Source organism: Achromobacter sp. Root170 (assembly GCF_001428165.1).
Classification (GTDB): Bacteria; Pseudomonadota; Gammaproteobacteria; order Burkholderiales; family Burkholderiaceae_B; genus Achromobacter; species Achromobacter mucicolens.
On sequence record NZ_LMHN01000012.1, the window covers coordinates 90326 to 107714 of the forward strand.

General features: G+C 67.2%; 15 protein-coding genes. 3 read left to right on the plus strand and 12 right to left on the minus strand.

Going from position 1 to position 17389, the window contains the following annotated elements; genetic code table 11:
- Window positions 1–39: 39 nt before the first annotated feature.
- Window positions 40–2445: an acyl-CoA dehydrogenase gene (locus ASD87_RS10640; protein WP_235512685.1), complete on the plus strand. Its 2406-nt coding sequence runs from the start codon at window positions 40–42 to the stop codon at window positions 2443–2445.
- On the opposite strand, the gene def is transcribed toward ASD87_RS10640, so the two are convergent.
- The 12 genes from def to hisD form a co-directional block, all read right to left on the minus strand.
- Window positions 2442–2975 carry a peptide deformylase gene (gene def / locus ASD87_RS10645; protein WP_056320904.1) on the minus strand — a complete coding sequence of 178 codons (534 nt, stop codon included), beginning with the start codon at window positions 2973–2975 and terminating at the stop codon, window positions 2442–2444. The genes ASD87_RS10640 and def overlap by 4 nt on opposite strands.
- Window positions 2976–2989: 14 nt before the next feature.
- Entirely contained in the window at window positions 2990–3385 is a 396-nt protein-coding gene (gene gloA / locus ASD87_RS10650; RefSeq protein ID WP_056320907.1) for a lactoylglutathione lyase, read from the minus strand.
- An 11-nt stretch (window positions 3386–3396) separates the two neighbouring features.
- Window positions 3397–4539 carry a 2-aminoethylphosphonate--pyruvate transaminase gene (locus ASD87_RS10655; RefSeq protein WP_056320908.1) on the minus strand — a complete coding sequence of 381 codons (1143 nt, stop codon included), beginning with the start codon at window positions 4537–4539 and terminating at the stop codon, window positions 3397–3399.
- Window positions 4540–4584: 45 nt separating this feature from the next.
- Window positions 4585–5595, minus strand: coding sequence for a M48 family metallopeptidase (locus ASD87_RS10660; RefSeq protein ID WP_200952180.1), 1011 nt, complete (start codon window positions 5593–5595; stop codon window positions 4585–4587).
- Window positions 5582–6310, minus strand: a complete 729-nt coding sequence (locus ASD87_RS10665) for a 1-acyl-sn-glycerol-3-phosphate acyltransferase (protein ID WP_056320911.1) — start codon at window positions 6308–6310, stop codon at window positions 5582–5584. Before ASD87_RS10665 ends, ASD87_RS10660 begins: the two co-directional genes overlap by 14 nt.
- Window positions 6311–6314: 4 nt before the next feature.
- Entirely contained in the window at window positions 6315–6854 is a 540-nt protein-coding gene (gene gmhB / locus ASD87_RS10670) for a D-glycero-beta-D-manno-heptose 1,7-bisphosphate 7-phosphatase (RefSeq protein ID WP_056320914.1), read from the minus strand.
- A complete protein-coding gene (gene glyS / locus ASD87_RS10675; RefSeq protein WP_056320915.1) occupies window positions 6851–8989 on the minus strand; it encodes a glycine--tRNA ligase subunit beta in 2139 nt (712 codons plus the stop codon). The genes gmhB and glyS overlap by 4 nt, the downstream gene beginning before the upstream one ends.
- The gene (gene glyQ / locus ASD87_RS10680) at window positions 8990–9901 is read right to left on the minus strand and encodes a glycine--tRNA ligase subunit alpha (protein WP_056320918.1); all 912 of its coding nucleotides are present in this window, start codon (window positions 9899–9901) and stop codon (window positions 8990–8992) included.
- A gap of 94 nt (window positions 9902–9995) precedes the next feature.
- Window positions 9996–10544: a cupin domain-containing protein gene (locus ASD87_RS10685; protein ID WP_056320920.1), complete on the minus strand. Its 549-nt coding sequence runs from the start codon at window positions 10542–10544 to the stop codon at window positions 9996–9998.
- A 70-nt stretch (window positions 10545–10614) separates the two neighbouring features.
- Window positions 10615–12123: a M81 family metallopeptidase gene (locus ASD87_RS10690; RefSeq protein ID WP_056320923.1), complete on the minus strand. Its 1509-nt coding sequence runs from the start codon at window positions 12121–12123 to the stop codon at window positions 10615–10617.
- 38 nt (window positions 12124–12161) lie between these two features.
- A complete protein-coding gene (locus tag ASD87_RS10695; protein WP_056320925.1) occupies window positions 12162–13136 on the minus strand; it encodes a tripartite tricarboxylate transporter substrate binding protein in 975 nt (324 codons plus the stop codon).
- Window positions 13137–13181: 45 nt separating this feature from the next.
- Window positions 13182–14444, minus strand: coding sequence for a histidinol dehydrogenase (gene hisD, locus ASD87_RS10700; protein WP_056320929.1), 1263 nt, complete (start codon window positions 14442–14444; stop codon window positions 13182–13184).
- A 337-nt stretch (window positions 14445–14781) separates the two neighbouring features.
- Between hisD and ASD87_RS10705 the strand changes: the two genes are divergently transcribed.
- The gene (locus tag ASD87_RS10705; protein WP_056320931.1) at window positions 14782–15549 is read left to right on the plus strand and encodes a crotonase/enoyl-CoA hydratase family protein; all 768 of its coding nucleotides are present in this window, start codon (window positions 14782–14784) and stop codon (window positions 15547–15549) included.
- 245 nt (window positions 15550–15794) lie between these two features.
- Window positions 15795–17318, plus strand: coding sequence for a fumarate hydratase (locus tag ASD87_RS10710; RefSeq protein WP_056320934.1), 1524 nt, complete (start codon window positions 15795–15797; stop codon window positions 17316–17318).
- Window positions 17319–17389: the final 71 nt, after the last annotated feature.

Below are 17389 nucleotides of genomic sequence, written 5' to 3' on the forward strand. Positions count from 1 at the left end.
TTGGCCCGATACGTCTTGTAGCGAACAACAGGGGGACCCATGGATTTCAACGCCTGGCGCCGGCGCCGCATTTCGGAACCCGCATACCGCTGGGCCCGCAATGCCTTGCCGGCCATGTCGGCCACCGAACGCGAGGCCATCGAGGCCGGCGACAGCTGGTGGGACGCCGACCTGTTCACGGGCAATCCCGACTGGCGCAAGCTCCTCAGTGTGCCGCCGGCCACGCTGACGCCGGATGAACAGCGCTTCATCGACGGGCCCGTGCGCGAACTGTGCGGCATGCTGGACGAATGGGATATTTCCTGGAACCGGCGCGATCTGCCGCCGCGCGTCTGGGAATACCTCAAGACGCAGCGTTTCTTCGGCATGATCATTCCGCGCCGCCACGGCGGCCTGGGGTTCTCGCCCTATGCGCACTCCGAAGTAGTGCGGCGCATTTCCGCCTATTCCATCACGGCGGGCGTCACGGTCATGGTGCCGAACTCGCTGGGGCCGGGCGAACTGCTCATGCAGTTCGGCACGCAGGCGCAGCGCGATTACTGGCTGCCAAGGCTGGCCGACGGCCGGGAAGTCCCGTGCTTTGGCCTGACCAGTCCCGAAGCCGGCTCGGACGCGGCCTCGATGGTGGATACCGGCGTCGTGTGCCGCCAGGTCGTGGATGGGCGCGAGCTCATCGGCATCCGGCTCAATTGGCACAAGCGCTACATCACGCTGGGGCCGGTGGCCACGGTGCTGGGGCTGGCGTTCAAGATGTCGGACCCCGACGGCATTCTGGGCGGGCCCAAGGATATCGGCATCTCGGTGGCGCTCGTTCCCACCGACGCGCCCGGCGTCGAGATCGGCCGGCGCCACCTGCCCGCCATGCAGGTGTTCCAGAACGGGCCCAACTCGGGCCGCGACGTTTTTGTGCCGCTGGATGCGCTGATCGGCGGCGTCGAGCGCGCCGGGCAGGGCTGGCAGATGCTGATGAGCGCCCTGGCCGCCGGGCGCGGCATTTCGCTGCCGTCGCTGTCGGCCGCCGCCGCGGCGATGTGCGCGCACACCACCGGCATGTATGCGCGGGTGCGCGAGCAGTTCGGCATCCCGATCGGCAAGTTCGAGGGCGTGCAGGAGCGGCTGGCCAGCCTGGCCGGCAACGCCTATCTGGTCGAGGCCGCGCGCCGCCTGACCTGCGCCGCGCTCAATCAGGGCGTCAAGCCGGCGGTGGTGTCCGGCATCATGAAATACCACGCCACCGAGCGCATGCGCGTGTCGGTGAACGACGCCATGGACGTGCACGCGGGCCGCGCCGTCATGGACGGCCCCAGCAATTACCTGGGCTCCTTGTACCGCGCCGTGCCCATCGCCATCACGGTCGAGGGCGCCAACATCCTGACGCGCAATCTGATCATCTTCGGGCAAGGCGCCATTCGCGCGCATCCCTATCTGATGCCGGAGATCCTGGCGCTGGGCAACCCCGACGAGGAACGCGGCATCGAGGTCTTCCACGATGTGTTCTGGCGCCATCTGCGCCACGCGGGCATGAACACGCTGCGCGCGATCGGCCGCGCGTGGACGGGCGGCATGCTGGCGCCCGCGCCGGCCTCGGGACCGGTGGCGGGTCATTACCGCCGGCTGGGCCGTTATGCGTCGGGCTTCGCGCTGCTGGCCGACGCCACGCTGGCGCAACTGGGTGGGGGCCTGAAGCGCCGCGAAATGATCTCCGCGCGCCTGGGCGACATCCTGTCCGAACTCTATCTGCTGTCCGCGGTGCTAAAGCGCTGGGAAGACGAGGGGCGCAAGCACGATGACCTGCCGCTGGTGCGCTGGTGCATGGCGCAGGGTTTCGCCAGCATCGAGAAGAGCATGGATCAGGTGCTGCGCAACCTGCCGGTCAAGGCGCTGTCCTGGGCGTTGCGGGCGGCCATCCTGCCGTTGCGGCGAGCCAAGGGGCCGGACGACGCGCTCACGCGGGAATGCGCCGAATTGCTGCTCAAGCCGTCGCCCACGCATGTGCGTCTGGCGGCCGACCTGCAGCGCGAACCCGGGGAGGATCCGCTGGGCCTGTTGACCCGCGCCTTTGCGCTGGCCGATGCGGTGCAGCCGATTCGCGACCGTCTGCGTCAGTCCAACGTGCGCAACTGGCGCGAAGCCCATCAGCGCGGCGCCATCACGGACGCGCAGGCGGCGCAGCTGGAAGCCGCGGAAGCGACGGTGCTGAAGGTATTGCAGGTGGATGATTTTGCGCCGGAAGCGCTGACGCCGCTGGACGAAGGCGCGCCGGTTCAGGCGCAGGAACAGAAGCCGGAGTCGCAGCCGGAGCCGCAGCAGCCGCAGCAGCCGGAGTCGCAGCCGCCGCAACAATGGCAGCCGCCGCAACAGCCGGAGCCGCCGCAGCAACCGCAGCCGCCGCAACAGCAGGAGGACGAGCCCCCCGCTGCTGCAAGACCCGGCGATAACGCCTAGTCGTCCTGATTCGGGTCCATGCCCGGGAACAGGATTTCCGTGAAGCCGAACTTCGAGAAATCCTGGATCCGGGACGGATACAGGCGGCCGATCAGGTGGTCGCATTCGTGCTGGACGACGCGCGCGTGAAAGCCTTCGGCCTCGCGCTCGATCAACTGGCCATACGGATCGCGGCCGCTGTACCGGATATGGCGGTAGCGCGGCACCAGGCCGCGCAGTCCCGGCACCGACAGGCAGCCTTCCCAGCCGTCTTCCATCTCGTCCGAAAGCGGCGTGATGACCGGATTGCACAGGATCGTCTGCGGCACCGGCGGCGCGTCGGGATAGCGGTCGTTGCGATCGAACCCGAAGATCACCAGTTGCAGGTCCACGCCGATCTGCGGCGCGGCCAGGCCCACGCCCTGCGCGGCCGCCATGGTTTCGAACATGTCGTCGATCAGGGCGTGCAGCTCAGGCGTGTCGAAACGGTCGACCGGGGGCGCCACGCGCAGCAGCCGCGGGTCGCCCATTTTCAGGATGGGATGGATCATGGCTGGCGTTCCGCTCAGTCCTGGCGGTCTTTCTTCTGGATGAATTCGATCTTGTAGCCGTCGGGGTCTTCCACGAAGGCGATGACGGTCTTGCCGTGCTTCATCGGGCCGGCCTCGCGGGTGACCTTGCCGCCGCGCTCCTTGACCTTGTCACAGGCTTCGTAGGCGTTGTCGACTTCCAGGGCGATGTGGCCGTAGCCGTTGCCCAGGTCGTACTTGTCGGTGTCCCAGTTGTGGGTCAGTTCGATGACGGCGCCGTCGGCTTCGTCCTGGTAGCCGACGAAGGCCAGCGTGAACTTGCCGTCCGGATAGTCGTTGCGGCGCAGAAGGCGCATGCCCAGCACGTTGGTGTAGAAGTCGATGGACTTGTCGAGGTTGCCGACGCGCAGCATGGTGTGGAGCAGACGCATGGGAGGATTCCTTAAGCGATGAGAGGTTGGGGGAAGCGCTGGGGGGTTCCGGCGTGTTCCCGGGAGATTCCGATGTCGCGCAGCGCGCCGCCCATGGCGTCGACCGCCTGCCGCATCTGGCCGGCGCCAAAGGCGCCGATGCAGCCGACCCGGAACGTGGGTTCTTCGGTGTTGGTGAAGTTGCTGATCACGTAGCCGCGCTGCTTGAGCGCGTCCACGAAGAGCTGCAGGTGCCAGGTCGGGGCATCCGGCGCGCGGACGTTGACGACGATGGGGCCTTGCAGCTCGGGCGGCAGGTATGGGGTCAGGCCAAGATCGATCACGCCATCATAGAGCGTGCGCATGTTGGCCGTGTAACGCGCCAGACGGGCCTCGCGGCCTTCCAGGCGGAACAGTTCCAGCGCCACGGCCAGCGCGGCCAGCGTGGGCGCGGCGGGCGTGAAGCGGGGGCCGGCGTTGGGCGCCAGCGTGTGCTGGTAGATGTCGGCCAGGTCGAGCGACCAGCTGCCCGCATTGCCGCGCGCGGCATCCAGGCTGTCGCGGCGCGCGACAACGAAGGCCGCGCCCGGCAGGCCTTCCAGGCATTTGTTGGCGGTCAGCACCACGGCGTCGACCGCGGGCAGGGCGCGCAATTCAAGCGGCAACGCGCCGAATGCCGACACGGCGTCGATGATCACGCGGCGTCCCAGCGCGTGGGCGATGCGGGCAAGATGGGGGACGTCGTGGCAGATGCCGCTGCCGGTTTCGCTGTAGACCAGCGCCAGGTGCGTGAGCGTGGGGTCGCGTTCCAGGGCGTCGGCCACCGCCTGCGGATCCACGCGCTCGGCGGCGCCCACCGATAGCGGCACGGCGATGCGGCCTGCCTCGGCGGCCAGTTTTTGCAGCCGGGCCGCGTAAGCGCCGGTGGACGGGGCCAGCATGCGGCCGCCGGGCGGCACGAAGGTGCGGATCGCGGCCTCGACGGCAAAGTGGCCGCAGCCCGGCAAGGCCAGCGCCACGTGCTCGTCCGCGCCGGCCTGCGCAATTGCCAGCACGCCGTCGCACACCTGCCGGTACAGCGTGCGGAAATCGTTGTCCCACGGCGCGTAGTCCTGCGCCATGGCGGCCTTCACCCGCGCGTCGGTGGTGACCGGGCCCGGAATCAGCAGCAACATTTCGATTCTCCTTGGGATCGCAACAGGCGCTGGGTGCCGCGCGCTTCAGAACTGAGGCAGCGAAGCGGGATCGTGACGCCGCAGGATGTTCTTGGCGTCTTCGAAGTCGGGCAGGATCTGGCCGACTTCGCGCCAGAAGTCCTGACTGTGGTTCATCTCGCGCAAATGGGCAAGCTCGTGCGCGATGACGTAATCGATGATGGCCGGGGCGAAGTGGATCAGGCGCCAGTTCAGCATGATGTTGCCGTCGCTGGTGCACGACCCCCAGCGCGTGGCGGCCGACGACAGGCGCCAGCGGCGGATCTTCAGGCCGCTCACCTGCAAAAAGTGCGCCAGCCGCGCACCGAACCAGGCGCCCGCGCGCTGTTGCAGCCACGCTTGGGCCGCATCGCGGATGCGGCCCTGGTCGGCGTGGGACGGCAGCGCCAGCCACAGGGTGTCGCCATCTTGCGGCGCGTCGGCGTTGCCGGACAGATTGGCCTGGCGGCTGTCGCCGCCCACGCCGATGACGATGCGCCGGCCCAGATAGGGGAGTTCTCCGCCCGCCTGCCAGCGCGTGTGCGCCATGGCCAGCTGCTGCTTGCGGGCGTGCCATTCGCGCAGCTTGGTCAGGATCCAGCGCGATTTTTCGCGCACCGCGTCGTCGATCTGCGTCAGCGTCACCCAATTGGGGGCGGTCACGCGCAGGCCGTCGTCGGTGATGACGAAGCCGATGCTGCGCCGCCGCGAACGCAGCAGCACGAAGCCGATGGTCTGCTGATCGGTGGGCACCTCGCGCCAGCGCGCGCCGGGCGGCAGCGGGTCGGGGCAGGGCGTGGGCACGCGCGACGCCGCATTGGGCGACAGCGTCAGCAGCGGCTCGCCCGCGGGGGCGGGGGCCTTGGCGGCGTCGGGAAACAGGTTGGGGGGCGTGACGGGGCGGGCCGTGCCGGGCCCGGCGGAGGGCGCGCGCGGGGCGGCCGGCGCCGCCGGCACGGCGATCAGCGGCGGCGCGCCCGCGGGCGCGTCGTCTTCCTGCGTGTTGAACAGGAGTTCTAGCTGATCAGTGCTGGGCATACCTTTCAGGGTTGAGACGCCGCATTTCCCCTTCGATCCAGTCCTGAACCTTCTTGTTCAGTTCCTCGGGGGTGAGTCCCTTGGATTCTATCGCGGGACCGATGGACAGGGTGACCATGCCGGGATACTTGACGAAGGCGTTGCGGCGCCAGCATTCGCCGGCGTTGTGCGCCACCGGGATGACCACGGCGCCGGTGCGCGAGGCCAGCAGCGCGCCGCCCATCTTGAAGCGTGCGGTCTGGCCGGGCGCCACGCGCGTGCCTTCCGGAAACAGCAGCGGCCAGCGGCCTTCGTTCAGGCGGGTCTGGCCTTGTTTGACCACCTGCTCGAAAGCGTCGCGGCCCTTGGCGCGGTCGATGGCGATCATGCGCAAGAGCGCCAGGCCCCAGCCGAAGAACGGCACCATGTGCAGTTCTTTCTTGTAGACGAAGCAGACCTCGCGCGGCATGTAGGCCGGGAAGAACAGGGTTTCCCAGGCCGACTGGTGCTTGGACAGCAGCACCGCGGGGCCGTCGGGCAGGTTTTCCCAGCCCTTGACCTGCCAGCGGATGCCGCAGAACACCTTGGCGCCCCAGATGGCCAGCCGGGGCCAGCCGACCGTCAGCTTGTAGCGCCAGTGCAGCGGCAGCGGCGCCCACAGGACACAGGCGAAGGCATACGGAATGACCGTGACGGCCAGGAACACGAAGTACAGGAACGAACGAAGCCAGGCCATCGGGTCACGCGTCCTGCAGCAGGGCGTCGACCAGGGCCGACAGGTCGTCGCAGACGCGCGTGTTGTCGGGCAGGCCGCCCTTGGCCAGCGTCTTGGCGCCATTGCCAGTCAGCACCAGCCACGGCGAGCATCCCGCTGCCGAAGAGGCCTGCAGGTCGCGCAGCGAATCGCCCACGGCCGGCACGCCGGCCAGGTCGACGTCGTAGCGGTGCCCGATCTGCTCGAACATGCCTGGACGGGGCTTGCGGCAGGTGCAGTCGTCGTCGGGGCCGTGCGGGCACATGAAGATGGCGTCAATGCTGCCGCCCACTGCGGCGAGTTCGCGCCGCATCTTGGTGTGGATGGCGGTCAGCGTGTCCATGTCGAACAGGCCGCGCGCCAGACCCGACTGGTTGGTGGCAACCACCACCTTCCAGCCGGCCTGCGTGAGGCGCGCGATGGCCTGAAGGCTGCCCGGCAGCGCGATCCATTCGTCGGGCGTCTTGACGAAGGCGTCGCTGTCCTGATTGATGACGCCGTCGCGGTCGAGGATGATGAGCTTCACTGGGCGAGCCTGGAGATGTCAGCGACCTGGTTCATCAGGCCATGCAGCTGGGCCAGGAGGGCCAGCCGGTTGGCGCGCACGGCCGGGTCTTCGGCCATGACCATGACGTCGGCAAAGAACGCGTCCACGGGTTCGCGGGCCTGAGCCAGCGTGGACAGGCTGCCGGTGAAGTCGCCGGCGGCCAGTTGCGCCTCGGCCTTCGGACGCAGGGCGGCCACGGCGGCGGCCAGGGCCTTTTCAGCCGGTTCCACCAGCGCCGCGTCGTTCACCGTGCCGATCTCGCCTTCGGCCTTCTTGAGCAGGTTGCCGATGCGCTTGTTGGCGGCGGCCAGGCTGGCGGCTTCGGGCAATTGCGCGAATGCCGCGGCGGCGCGCACGCGCTCGGCGACCTGATGCAGCGGCGGGGTCAGCGCGATCACGGCCTCGACGGCATTGCGGTCGAAGTCGTTGATGAGCTGGTTGCGGTAGCGCTCGTAGATGAAGGTGCGGACCTCGGCCAGCGTGCCGGACGGGATCTTGCCGTCCGCGAACGTGCTGGCGGCCAGCTGCAGCAGGCCGTCCAGGGTCAGCGGACCGTCCTGGCTGATCTTCAGCCAGCCGCCCGCGGCCAGTTGTTCGAAGGCGCTGATCAGGCCTAGCGCGGCGCGGCGCAGGCCGAAGGGGTCGCGCTCGCCGGTGGGGGCAAGACCGATCGCCCAGATGCCGACCAGCGTTTCGACGCGTTCGGCGATGAACAGCGTGGCGGCGGTCAGGGTGTCCTGGGTCACCGGCGTGTCGTAGCGGTTGCGGTACTGGGTGCGCAGGGCCTCGACGACGCTGGCGGGCTCGCCGTCGCCGGCGGCGTAGTAAGCGCCCATGATGCCTTGCAGCTCGGGGAATTCGCCCACCATGTTGGAGCCGAGGTCGGCCTTGGCCAGCATGGCGGCGCGGTCGGCGGCGGACACGTCACCGCCCAGTTCGCCGGCAATGCCGCGGGCAATCGCGCGCACGCGCTCCACGCGTTCGAGCTGGGTGCCCAGCTTGTTGTGATAGACGATGGAACCCAGTTGCTCGACGCGCGCGGCCAGCGGCGTCTTGCGGTCGGTTTCAAAGAAGAACTGCGCATCGGCCAGGCGCGGACGCACCACGCGCTGGTTGCCTTCGACGATGTTCACCGGGTTGTCCGTGCGCATGTTGCTCACGATCAGGAAGCGGTGCGTGAGGCGCCCGGTGGCCGGATCGAACAGCGGGAAGTACTTCTGGTTCAGCCGCATGGTCAGGATCAGGCATTCCTGCGGAACCTGCAGGAACTGTTCCTCGAACTGGCCCACGTAGACGGTGGGGTGTTCGACCAGCGCGGTCACTTCGTCCAGCAGCGCGGTCACTTCGGGGTCGTCGCCCAGCGTGGCGGACAGGCGGGTCGCTTCTTCTTGCAGCTGGCGCTGGATCTCGGCGCGGCGCGCTTCGAACGACGCCACGACGTGGCCCTTTTCGGCCAGCGTGGCGACATAGGCGTCGGCGTCGGCAATGGCAACGGCGCCCTGGCTCATGAAGCGGTGGCCCAGCGTCTCGCGGCCAGCGGACAGGCCCAGTGCCTGCACCGGCACCACGTCGGCGCCAAACAGCGCGATCAGGCCGTGCGCCGGGCGCACGAACTTGACGGTGGTGACGCCGTCGGCCAATTGGTAGCGCATGACCTTGGGGATGGGCAGGCCGTCGATGGCGGCCTCGATGCCTTCCTGCAGGCCGGCGGCCAGTTGCGCACCGGCGGCCGTGCCGCGCGCCACCAGGTAGTCCTGCTTGCCGTCGGATTCGCGGTCCAGCGTGGCGACATCGATGTTTTCAAGGCCCTTGGCGGCCAGCTTCTTTTGCAGCGCCGGCGTGGCCTTGCCGTCTTCGGTCAGGCCGATCTTCACGGGCATCAGCTTTTCGGCATAGGCCTGGTCCGGCGCCTGCGCCAGCACGGCGGACAGGTGGACGGCCAGGCGGCGCGGGGTCGAATACGGCGCCACGGCGCAGCCTTCGGCCAGCAGGCCGTGGCGGTCCAGTGTGGCGCGCACGCCTTCGGCAAAGGCCTGGCCCAGTTTCTGCAGGGCCTTGGGCGGGAGTTCTTCGGTCAGCAGTTCGACCAGCAGCGGGCGGATGTTCGTCGTCATTTATGCAGCCTCCCCGGCGGCCTTGTCGCGGCCCAGCATGGGAAAGCCCAGTCGTTCGCGGGAATCGTAATAGGCCTGCGCGACGGCGCGCGACAGGTTGCGGATGCGGCCGATGTAGGCGGCGCGCTCGGTCACGCTGATCGCGCCGCGCGCGTCCAGCATGTTGAAGGTGTGCGCGGCTTTCAGCGCGGCCTCGTAGGCCGGCAGCGCCAGCGGCACGTCCATCAGGCGCTTGGCCTCGGCTTCGTAGTCGTTGAAATGCGCAAACAGCATGTCGGCCGACGAGTGCTCGAAGTTGTACGTGGATTGCTCGACTTCGTTCTGGTGGAACACGTCGCGGTACAGCACCCGCTTGCCGTTGGCGCCTTCCGTCCAGACCAGGTCGTAGACGCTTTGCACGTCCTGCAGGTACATGGCCAGGCGTTCCAGGCCGTAGGTGATTTCACCGGTGGTGGGCGTGCAGTCCAGGCCGCCGACCTGCTGGAAATACGTGAACTGGGTCACTTCCATGCCATTCAGCCAGACTTCCCAGCCCAGGCCCCAGGCGCCGAGCGTGGGGTTTTCCCAGTCGTCCTCGACGAAGCGGATGTCGTGCTGCGTGGGATCGATGCCCAGCGCCTTCAGCGAACCGATGTACAGGTCCAGGATTTCAGGGGGCGCGGGCTTGAGCACGACCTGGTACTGGTAGTAGTGCTGCAGGCGGTTGGGGTTTTCGCCGTAGCGGCCATCCTTGGGGCGGCGCGAAGGCTGGACGTAGGCGGCGCGCCAGGGCTCCGGCCCGATGGCGCGCAGGAACGTGGCCGTGTGCGAGGTGCCGGCGCCGACTTCCATGTCGTAGGGCTGCAGCAGGGCGCAACCCTGTTTGTCCCAGTATTCCTGGAGCGTAAGGATGATTTGCTGAAAGGTGAGCATAGGATTCTTGGAATTCGGCCGCCGGGCAAGGGCTGCCCTGCGCGTGGGAAACCCGGCATTTTAACCGGCGGCGAGCGGCTCGTCCCGAAGAGGCCTAGTAGGTCGGCGGCGTGACCGCGCTGACGATTTCGCTGGGGCCGTCGTGAACGTTGCGAAATCGATGGGGAACCCGGCTGTCGAAGTAGTACGAATCGCCAGCCTGTAGCACCCGGTTCTTGTCGCCGACGGTCACTTCCACCGCCCCGGACAGCACCAGACCGGCTTCCTGGGCCGGATGGCTGAAGAGCTCGCCTGAGTCGGCGCCTGGCTGGTAGCGCTCCTGCATCATGAGCATGGCGCGGTTGGAGAAGCGGCTGCCGATCATCCGGTAGGAAATGGCGTTGGGATTGCCGATTTCCGGCAGGTCCTCCGGCGAGTAGAAGGGCGATTCCGCCACCAGCAGCCGGCTGTTCGAGAAAAACCCTACGATGGTCGTGCCCAAGGCGTCCAGCACCGCAGCCAGGGTGTCGAGCGATGGGCTGATCTTGTCGCGCTCGATCAGCGAAATCGAGGCGTGCGAAACGCCGGAGCGCTGGGCAACCTCGCGGATGCCCAGACCGCGGCGGCGGCGTAATTCCCTGATGTCTTCGCCAATTCTCGGCATCGTGTCTCCTCCTGCGAGCCGGGCGGGGGCCGGCGGTCGACGTGGTCTGCAGGATACACGGGGCGGTGGCTCAACCCGCCACCGCTTGCGGAACCCGCAATTCCACTATTTGGGGACGGTATGCAGGGGCGTCGAGCGGGTAGAGCGGCCTGGCCTTGTCGAACGGCAGGCGTTCGGGATGGTAGCCGGTCAGGCCAGGCGTCTCGGCGCAGGCGCAGTCCCCCCATTCATCGAAGGCCAGCTTGAAGTGATAGCCGGACTTGGCCACGATCAGGTCCACGTCGTTGAGATTGATGCCGGCGTCGAGGTAACAGCCAGGATCCTGCGACATGACAGCGTCCTGCGTGATCAGCAGGTCATAGCGCTCATTGCTCAGAACGGCGTACGGGCCCAGGCGCAGCGTGGCCCCGCGCATGAACGCGCCGCGGTTGCGGAAGACGCCGCTGCCCAGGGCTGCGACGTGCCCCGACACCCGCATCGGCGGACAGTCCACGCTGTACAGCCCGCCCGCCCGCAACTGCACGTGAGCGCCGACGCCGGCCCTTTCGCAGGCACTGAGCGCGGCCGGGTCCGTCACGATGGCGGCGATCCGTCCCTGCGTCAACGCAAGCGCCCGCTCCATCACATGCAGGCTGTCGCCGGGGCCGCCGGCAAGCACGCGGTCCCCGAAATCGCCAACGATGAGCCTGCGCCCAACGTCTGCATGACCGCGCAGCAGCGTATCGATGTCTGGCAGGTCGTGCACGAAGGCGGCGCGTTCGTCCCACAGTGCGCGAGCGAGCGTCCCTGCCAGCTTGCGCGCCTCGGCCATATGGTCCGCCGTGCGTGCGTAAACCAGGACGGTCTGCCCCACGCCTTCGCCGTCGATGAAGGGATTGACGTTGAAAAGGGAGACGTCCAGCACACCCTTGTTCGCTTGCACGGCGGCCTGCGCCTTGGCATGCAGTTTGGCCAGTGGGCCATGCGACGTCTCGTCGTTGCCGCGCGTCAGCATGGGCACCAGGACGCTGACGCCCGCGGGCCGCTCACCCGTGTCCAGCATATGCAGCAGCTGTTTCGCCACACGCGCGCCGGTCTCGGCGGCATCCGCGTGCGGATTGGTCTTGTAGGCCGAGGCAAAATCCAGTTGGCGCAGCAGCGCCGGCACGGCGTGGGCATGCAGATCGAAGCCCGCGACGATCGGCATGGCGGGCCCGACGATGGCGCGCAGGCCTTCCAGCAGGTCGGCTTCGGCACTATCCAATCCGACAGTCTGCATGCATCCGTGCAGGCACAGCGCGATGGCGTCGAAGTCGCCGGCGCGCGCGCCGTCCAGAATGCCCTCGCGCAGCAGCGAGTACGCGCCATCGTCGACCCGGCCGCCTGGCCGGGCGCGCGCCGCGAGGGTGGGCACGGCCTCGCATTCCTGCGCCTTCAAGGTGCGCAGGATGCCCCCCAGTACCGAGTCGGCGTCGGCATTGGCGGTCAACATGGTCCGTCCGCGTTCAATCTCGAACGCGGACAGCGGGGTATTCACAGGCGTGAATCCGTGCGTCTCCTGGAACAACTGGGCCACCAGGACGCGGTAGCGGGCAGGCATGTCTCGGTCTCCTGATGCGGGCGGAACACGCCCGGGATCTACTTTAGGCTGATGTTGGCGCGCTTCGCCGTGGCGCGCTGCTTGTCGATCTCGGCTTTGAGCTGTTCGGCGAATTCTGCGGGCGGGTTGCCCACCGGCACGGCCGAGAAGCCTGCCAGCTTTTCCTTCACGTCCGGCATGGCCAGAACCTGGGCGACTGCCTGGTAGATCTGCTCCACCACGGCGGGTGGCGTATTGCGCGGCGCCACCAGACCGAACCATGAAGCGTCGTTCACATCGGGTAGTCCTACCTCGGCAAACGTCGGCACATCGGGGAGCGCATTCAGACGTTGCGGGTAGGCAACCGCCAACGCTTTCAAGTCACCGCTGCGGATGAAGGGCAACGACGACGGCAGGTTGTCGAATACCGCGGCGATCTGGCCCCCCAATGCGTCCTGCAGCGCGGGGCTGGAGCCGCGGTAGGGCACGTGCATCATTTCAGTGCCTGTGCTGAGTTTGAATAACTCGCCCATCATGTTGGCCTCGGACCCGGCGCCGGCCGACCCATAGGTGTAGACGTTCGGCTTGTCCTTGAGCAGCTTCACGAAGGAGGCCATGTCCGAGGCAGGCACCTTCGGGCCGATCGTCAGGACGTTGGGCACCGATGCGAGCTTGGTGATGGGTGCCAGGTCGCGCGTGACGTCATACGAGATGTTGTCGTACACGACCGGCGTGACCGCGTGCGAACTGACCGTGGCAATGCCCAAGGTGTAGCCGTCGGGATCGGCTCGGATGACGTACTCGCTACCGATGCGGCCTGCCGCACCGTTGCGGTTTTCGACGACCACCGTCTGTTTCAACAGCTTGCCCAGCGGGTCGGCGATGGTTCTGGCCAGCACGTCGGTCGTGCCGCCGGGCGGAAAGGGCACGACCAATTTGATGGGACGCGACGGATAGGACGACTGTGCCTGGGCAGGTACCGCCAGGCTTGCGCCGGCGATCGCCAGCGCACTGAAGATGATGCCAAGCTTCATTGTTTTCCCCTTGTGGACAATTTTTAGAATGGCTGCCGGACTGTTTCAGCCCAGGCGTAGCGCAGCGGCGCGGCGGTGGCCTTCCATGCCTTCGGTGCGGCTCTGCCGCTCGGCCGGCGGTGCGACGGCGGCCACGCCCCGCGCATCCAGCCATTGGTGCGTGCAGATCTTCAGGAACGATCCCACCCACAAGCCGCCGGTGTAACGGCCTGCCCGCATCGTGGGCAGGGTATGGTTGGTGCCGCAGCATTTGTCGGAGTACACAACGCTGGCCAGCGTGCCGATGAAAAGCGATCCGTAGTTGCGTAACCGGCCGGCGGTCGCGTGCGGATCGCGGGTGTGGACCTGCAGGTGCTCGGCGGCCACGTAATCCGAGTACGCCAGCATCTCGTCCTCGGTGTCGCACAACACGATCTCTCCATAATCCGTCCACGCGCGGGCCGCCACGGGGGCGGTGGGCAGATCCTCGAGCTGGCGTTCCACGGCGCGCAGCGTTTCCCGGGCTAGACGCTCACTGGTGGTGATCAGGCCGACGCGCGTGCGCACATCATGCTCGGCTTGTGCCAGCAGATCCGTCGCAATCATGTCCGCGTCGCCGCTGTCGTCCGCGACGACGAAGATCTCGCTGGGCCCCGCGAGTTGGTCAATGCCGACTTCGCCGAACACCTGGCGTTTCGCCTCGTTCACGTAGGCGTTGCCGGGGCCGACGATCTTGTCCACGGCAGGAATGGATTCCGTGCCGCACGCCATGGCGGCGATGGCCTGCGCTCCGCCGACCAGGAAGATGCGGTCGGCGCCGGACAGGTGGCAGCCCGCGATCATCGCAGGATGGGCGCCAGGCGGCAGGCAGGCAATGACCTCATCGCATCCGGCGACCTTGGCGGGCACGATGGTCATCACGGGGGCCGACAGAATCGGATAGCGGCCGCCGGGCACGTACGCGCCGATGCGTTGCACCGGGATGACCCGGTGGCCCAGGTGCAGGCCGGGTAGCGTCTCGATTTCCAAGGGCAGCACCGTTGCCAATTGCGCTTCGGCAAAGGCGCGGACGCGATCGATGGCAAATTCCGTGTCCTTGCGGGTCTGCTCGTCCAGGTCGGCAACCGCCTGCAGGCGCGCCTCGATGGATACTTCCAGCGCCGGCGTCTCCATGCCGTCAAATTTCTGCGAATACTCGCGCACCGCCGCGTCGCCGCGGGCCCGGACTTGCGCGATGATCTCGCGCACGGTGTCCTCGATGGCGCTGGCGCTGTCCTCGGCGCGGGCGGCGGGGGCTTTGATGTAGTTTCGATCGGTTGTTGCGGGCATGAAGGGCTCTTTGTGGCTTAAGTGTTGCGGGTGAAGGCCACTATAAAAGCCGCTCCGGCGCTTGTTTCATGCCCGGACGCGTGTGGTCACTATATTGAACGGGACGGGCTGTCCCGGACGCAGATATCGGCTTCCCGGCGCATCGGGCAATGCGACGCGGCGCAGACTTGGCGCGCGTTGCGGTCTGGGGACGGAACGCGCACTGCTGGTGAATATTGTGATCGGCCGGTTGCGCCAGCACCCGCCGGCCAATGGTCGTATGATTCCAGGTTGAGTCTTGAGTCTTATATAAAACCCGGAACCCGATTCCGAGAATTCGCGAAAAAGGAGCAGTCCCATGTCCGACCTGATCACGGTGGAAGTCACTGACGGCATCCAGATCATTACGATCAACCGTCCCGAGGCCAAGAACGCCATCAACCTGGAAACTGCCGTGGCCATGGCCGCCGCGCTGGACCAGCTGGACAGCCGTGACGACGTTCGCATCGGCATCCTGACGGGTGGCGGCGGCACGTTTTCGTCGGGCATGGACCTGAAGGCGTTTGCCGCGTCGGGCCAGCGCCCCTACGTGGAAGGTCGCGGGTTCGCGGGCCTGAACGAGCGTCCGCCCAAGAAGCCGCTGATCGCCGCGGTCGAGGGTTATGCCCTGGCTGGCGGTTGCGAAATGGCGCTGGCTTCCGACCTGATCGTGGCCGCCAGCAACGCCAAGTTCGGGCTGCCCGAGGTCAAGCGCGGTCTGGTGGCCGGCGCCGGCGGCCTGTTGCGCCTGCCGCGCCGCCTGCCGTACCACATCGCCATGGAAGTGATCCTGACCGGCGAGATGCTGACCGCCGAGCGCGCGCACGCCTTTGGCCTGGTCAACCGCCTGACCGAGCCGGGCGGCGCCCTGGCCGGCGCGCTGGAACTGGCCCGCGCCATCGTCGAGAACGGCCCGCTGGCCGTGCAGACCGCCAAGAGCATCGTGGCGCAGGGCGGTGACTGGGACCAGGCAGACATGTTCGACCGCCAGCGTCCGCTGATCGCGCATATCTTTACGTCGGCCGACGCCAAGGAAGGCGCGACGGCTTTTGCCGAAAAGCGCAAGCCCGTGTGGCAAGGCAAATAAGTGGTTGGCCCCCACGCCGCGCACGCTTCGCGCGCTTGCTGCCCCCCGAGGGGGCGCATTTTGCCTTGGGGCGGCCCGGCGGCAAAAGGAGCCCCCACGCCGCGCACGCTTCGCGCGCTTGCTGCCCCCCGAGGGGGGCGCATTTTGCCTTGGGGCGGCCCGGCGGCAAAATAGTTCTTTTCACCTGCGGCTGATTACCTGATCAGCCGCGTTTTCACGTTTTCCATCCAGACCTGCAAACCGCCATGTCCGTCATCATTAAAGAAGAAGACTTGATCCAGTCGATTGCCGATGGCATCCAGTTCATCAGCTACTACCATCCCGTCGATTACATCCGCCACCTGGCGCGCGCCTACGAGCGCGAGGAAAGCCCGGCCGCGCGCGATGCGATGGCGCAGATCCTGACCAACTCGCGCATGTGCGCCGAAGGCAAGCGTCCGCTGTGCCAGGACACCGGCATCGTCAACGTCTTCCTGAAGATCGGCATGAGCGTGCGCTTTGACACCAAGCGCACCCTGCAGGAACTCTGTGACGAAGGCGTGCGCCGCGGCTATCTGAACCCGGACAATCCCCTGCGCGCTTCCGTGCTGGACGATCCGCTGTTCGCGCGCAAGAACACGCGCGACAACACGCCCTGTATCCTGCACGTCGAGCTTGTCCAGGGCGACAAGGTCGACGTGCAGATCGCCTCGAAGGGGGGCGGTTCCGAGAACAAGACCAAGTTCGCGATGCTCAATCCCAGCGATTCGCTGGTGGATTGGGTGCTCAAGACCGTTCCGTCGATGGGCGCCGGCTGGTGCCCGCCCGGCATGCTGGGCATCGGCGTTGGCGGCACCGCTGAAAAGGCGATGCTGATGGCCAAGCAGTCGCTGATGGAAGACATCGACATGTACGAGCTGCTGGCCCGCGGCCCGCAGAACAAGCTGGAAGAGCTGCGAATCGAGCTCTACGAAAAGGTCAACGCGCTGGGCATCGGCGCGCAGGGCCTGGGCGGCCTGACGACCGTGCTGGACGTCAAGATCAACACCTTCCCGACGCACGCGGCCTCCAAGCCCGTCGCCATGATCCCGAACTGCGCGGCCACGCGCCACGCGCACTTCGAACTGGACGGTTCGGGCCCCGCGCGCCTGGATCCGCCGTCGCTGTCCGAATGGCCCGAAGTGCACTGGGCGCCGGACTACAACAAGTCCAAGCAGGTCGACCTGAACACGCTGACCAAGGAAGAAGTCGCCAGCTGGAAGCCGGGCCAGACGCTGCTGCTGTCGGGCAAGATGCTGACCGGCCGCGATGCCGCGCACAAGCGCATTCAGGACATGCTGGCCAAGGGCGAACCGCTGCCCGTGGACTTCACCAACCGCGTCATCTACTACGTGGGTCCGGTGGATCCCGTGGGCGACGAAGTGGTCGGCCCCGCCGGCCCCACCACCGCCACGCGCATGGATAAGTTCACCGACATGATGCTGGAGAAGACCGGCCTGATCTCGATGATCGGCAAGTCCGAGCGCGGCCCGGTCGCCATCGAAGCCATCAAGAAGCACGGCTCGGCCTACCTGATGGCCGTTGGCGGCGCGGCCTACCTGGTGTCCAAGGCGATCCGCGGCGCCAAGGTGCTGGGCTTCGCCGACCTGGGCATGGAAGCCATCTATGAGTTCGACGTGAAGGACATGCCGGTGACCGTGGCGGTGGACGCCCAGGGCACCTCGGTCCACACGACCGGACCCAAGGAGTGGCAGGCCAAGATCGGCAAGATCCCGGTTGCCGTTGCCTAAGTGAAGATGAATTGGCCGCTGGAAACAGCGGCCAATTTTTTATGGGGTCCGGGCCAATCTTGGATCAGTCG

What these genes read in the sequence shown, in the direction of transcription:
- ASD87_RS10640 (WP_235512685.1), top strand. Translation starts at nt 40, where the DNA reads ATGGATTTCAACGCCTGGCGCCGGCGCCGCATTTCGGAACCCGCATAC.
- def (WP_056320904.1), bottom strand. Translation starts at nt 2,975, where the DNA reads ATGATCCATCCCATCCTGAAAATGGGCGACCCGCGGCTGCTGCGCGTG.
- gloA (WP_056320907.1), bottom strand. Translation starts at nt 3,385, where the DNA reads ATGCGTCTGCTCCACACCATGCTGCGCGTCGGCAACCTCGACAAGTCC.
- ASD87_RS10655 (WP_056320908.1), bottom strand. Translation starts at nt 4,539, where the DNA reads ATGTTGCTGCTGATTCCGGGCCCGGTCACCACCGACGCGCGGGTGAAG.
- ASD87_RS10660 (WP_200952180.1), bottom strand. Translation starts at nt 5,595, where the DNA reads ATGCCCAGCACTGATCAGCTAGAACTCCTGTTCAACACGCAGGAAGAC.
- ASD87_RS10665 (WP_056320911.1), bottom strand. Translation starts at nt 6,310, where the DNA reads ATGGCCTGGCTTCGTTCGTTCCTGTACTTCGTGTTCCTGGCCGTCACG.
- glyS (WP_056320915.1), bottom strand. Translation starts at nt 8,989, where the DNA reads ATGACGACGAACATCCGCCCGCTGCTGGTCGAACTGCTGACCGAAGAA.
- glyQ (WP_056320918.1), bottom strand. Translation starts at nt 9,901, where the DNA reads ATGCTCACCTTTCAGCAAATCATCCTTACGCTCCAGGAATACTGGGAC.
- ASD87_RS10685 (WP_056320920.1), bottom strand. Translation starts at nt 10,544, where the DNA reads ATGCCGAGAATTGGCGAAGACATCAGGGAATTACGCCGCCGCCGCGGT.
- ASD87_RS10690 (WP_056320923.1), bottom strand. Translation starts at nt 12,123, where the DNA reads ATGCCTGCCCGCTACCGCGTCCTGGTGGCCCAGTTGTTCCAGGAGACG.
- ASD87_RS10695 (WP_056320925.1), bottom strand. Translation starts at nt 13,136, where the DNA reads ATGAAGCTTGGCATCATCTTCAGTGCGCTGGCGATCGCCGGCGCAAGC.
- hisD (WP_056320929.1), bottom strand. Translation starts at nt 14,444, where the DNA reads ATGCCCGCAACAACCGATCGAAACTACATCAAAGCCCCCGCCGCCCGC.
- ASD87_RS10705 (WP_056320931.1), top strand. Translation starts at nt 14,782, where the DNA reads ATGTCCGACCTGATCACGGTGGAAGTCACTGACGGCATCCAGATCATT.
- ASD87_RS10710 (WP_056320934.1), top strand. Translation starts at nt 15,795, where the DNA reads ATGTCCGTCATCATTAAAGAAGAAGACTTGATCCAGTCGATTGCCGAT.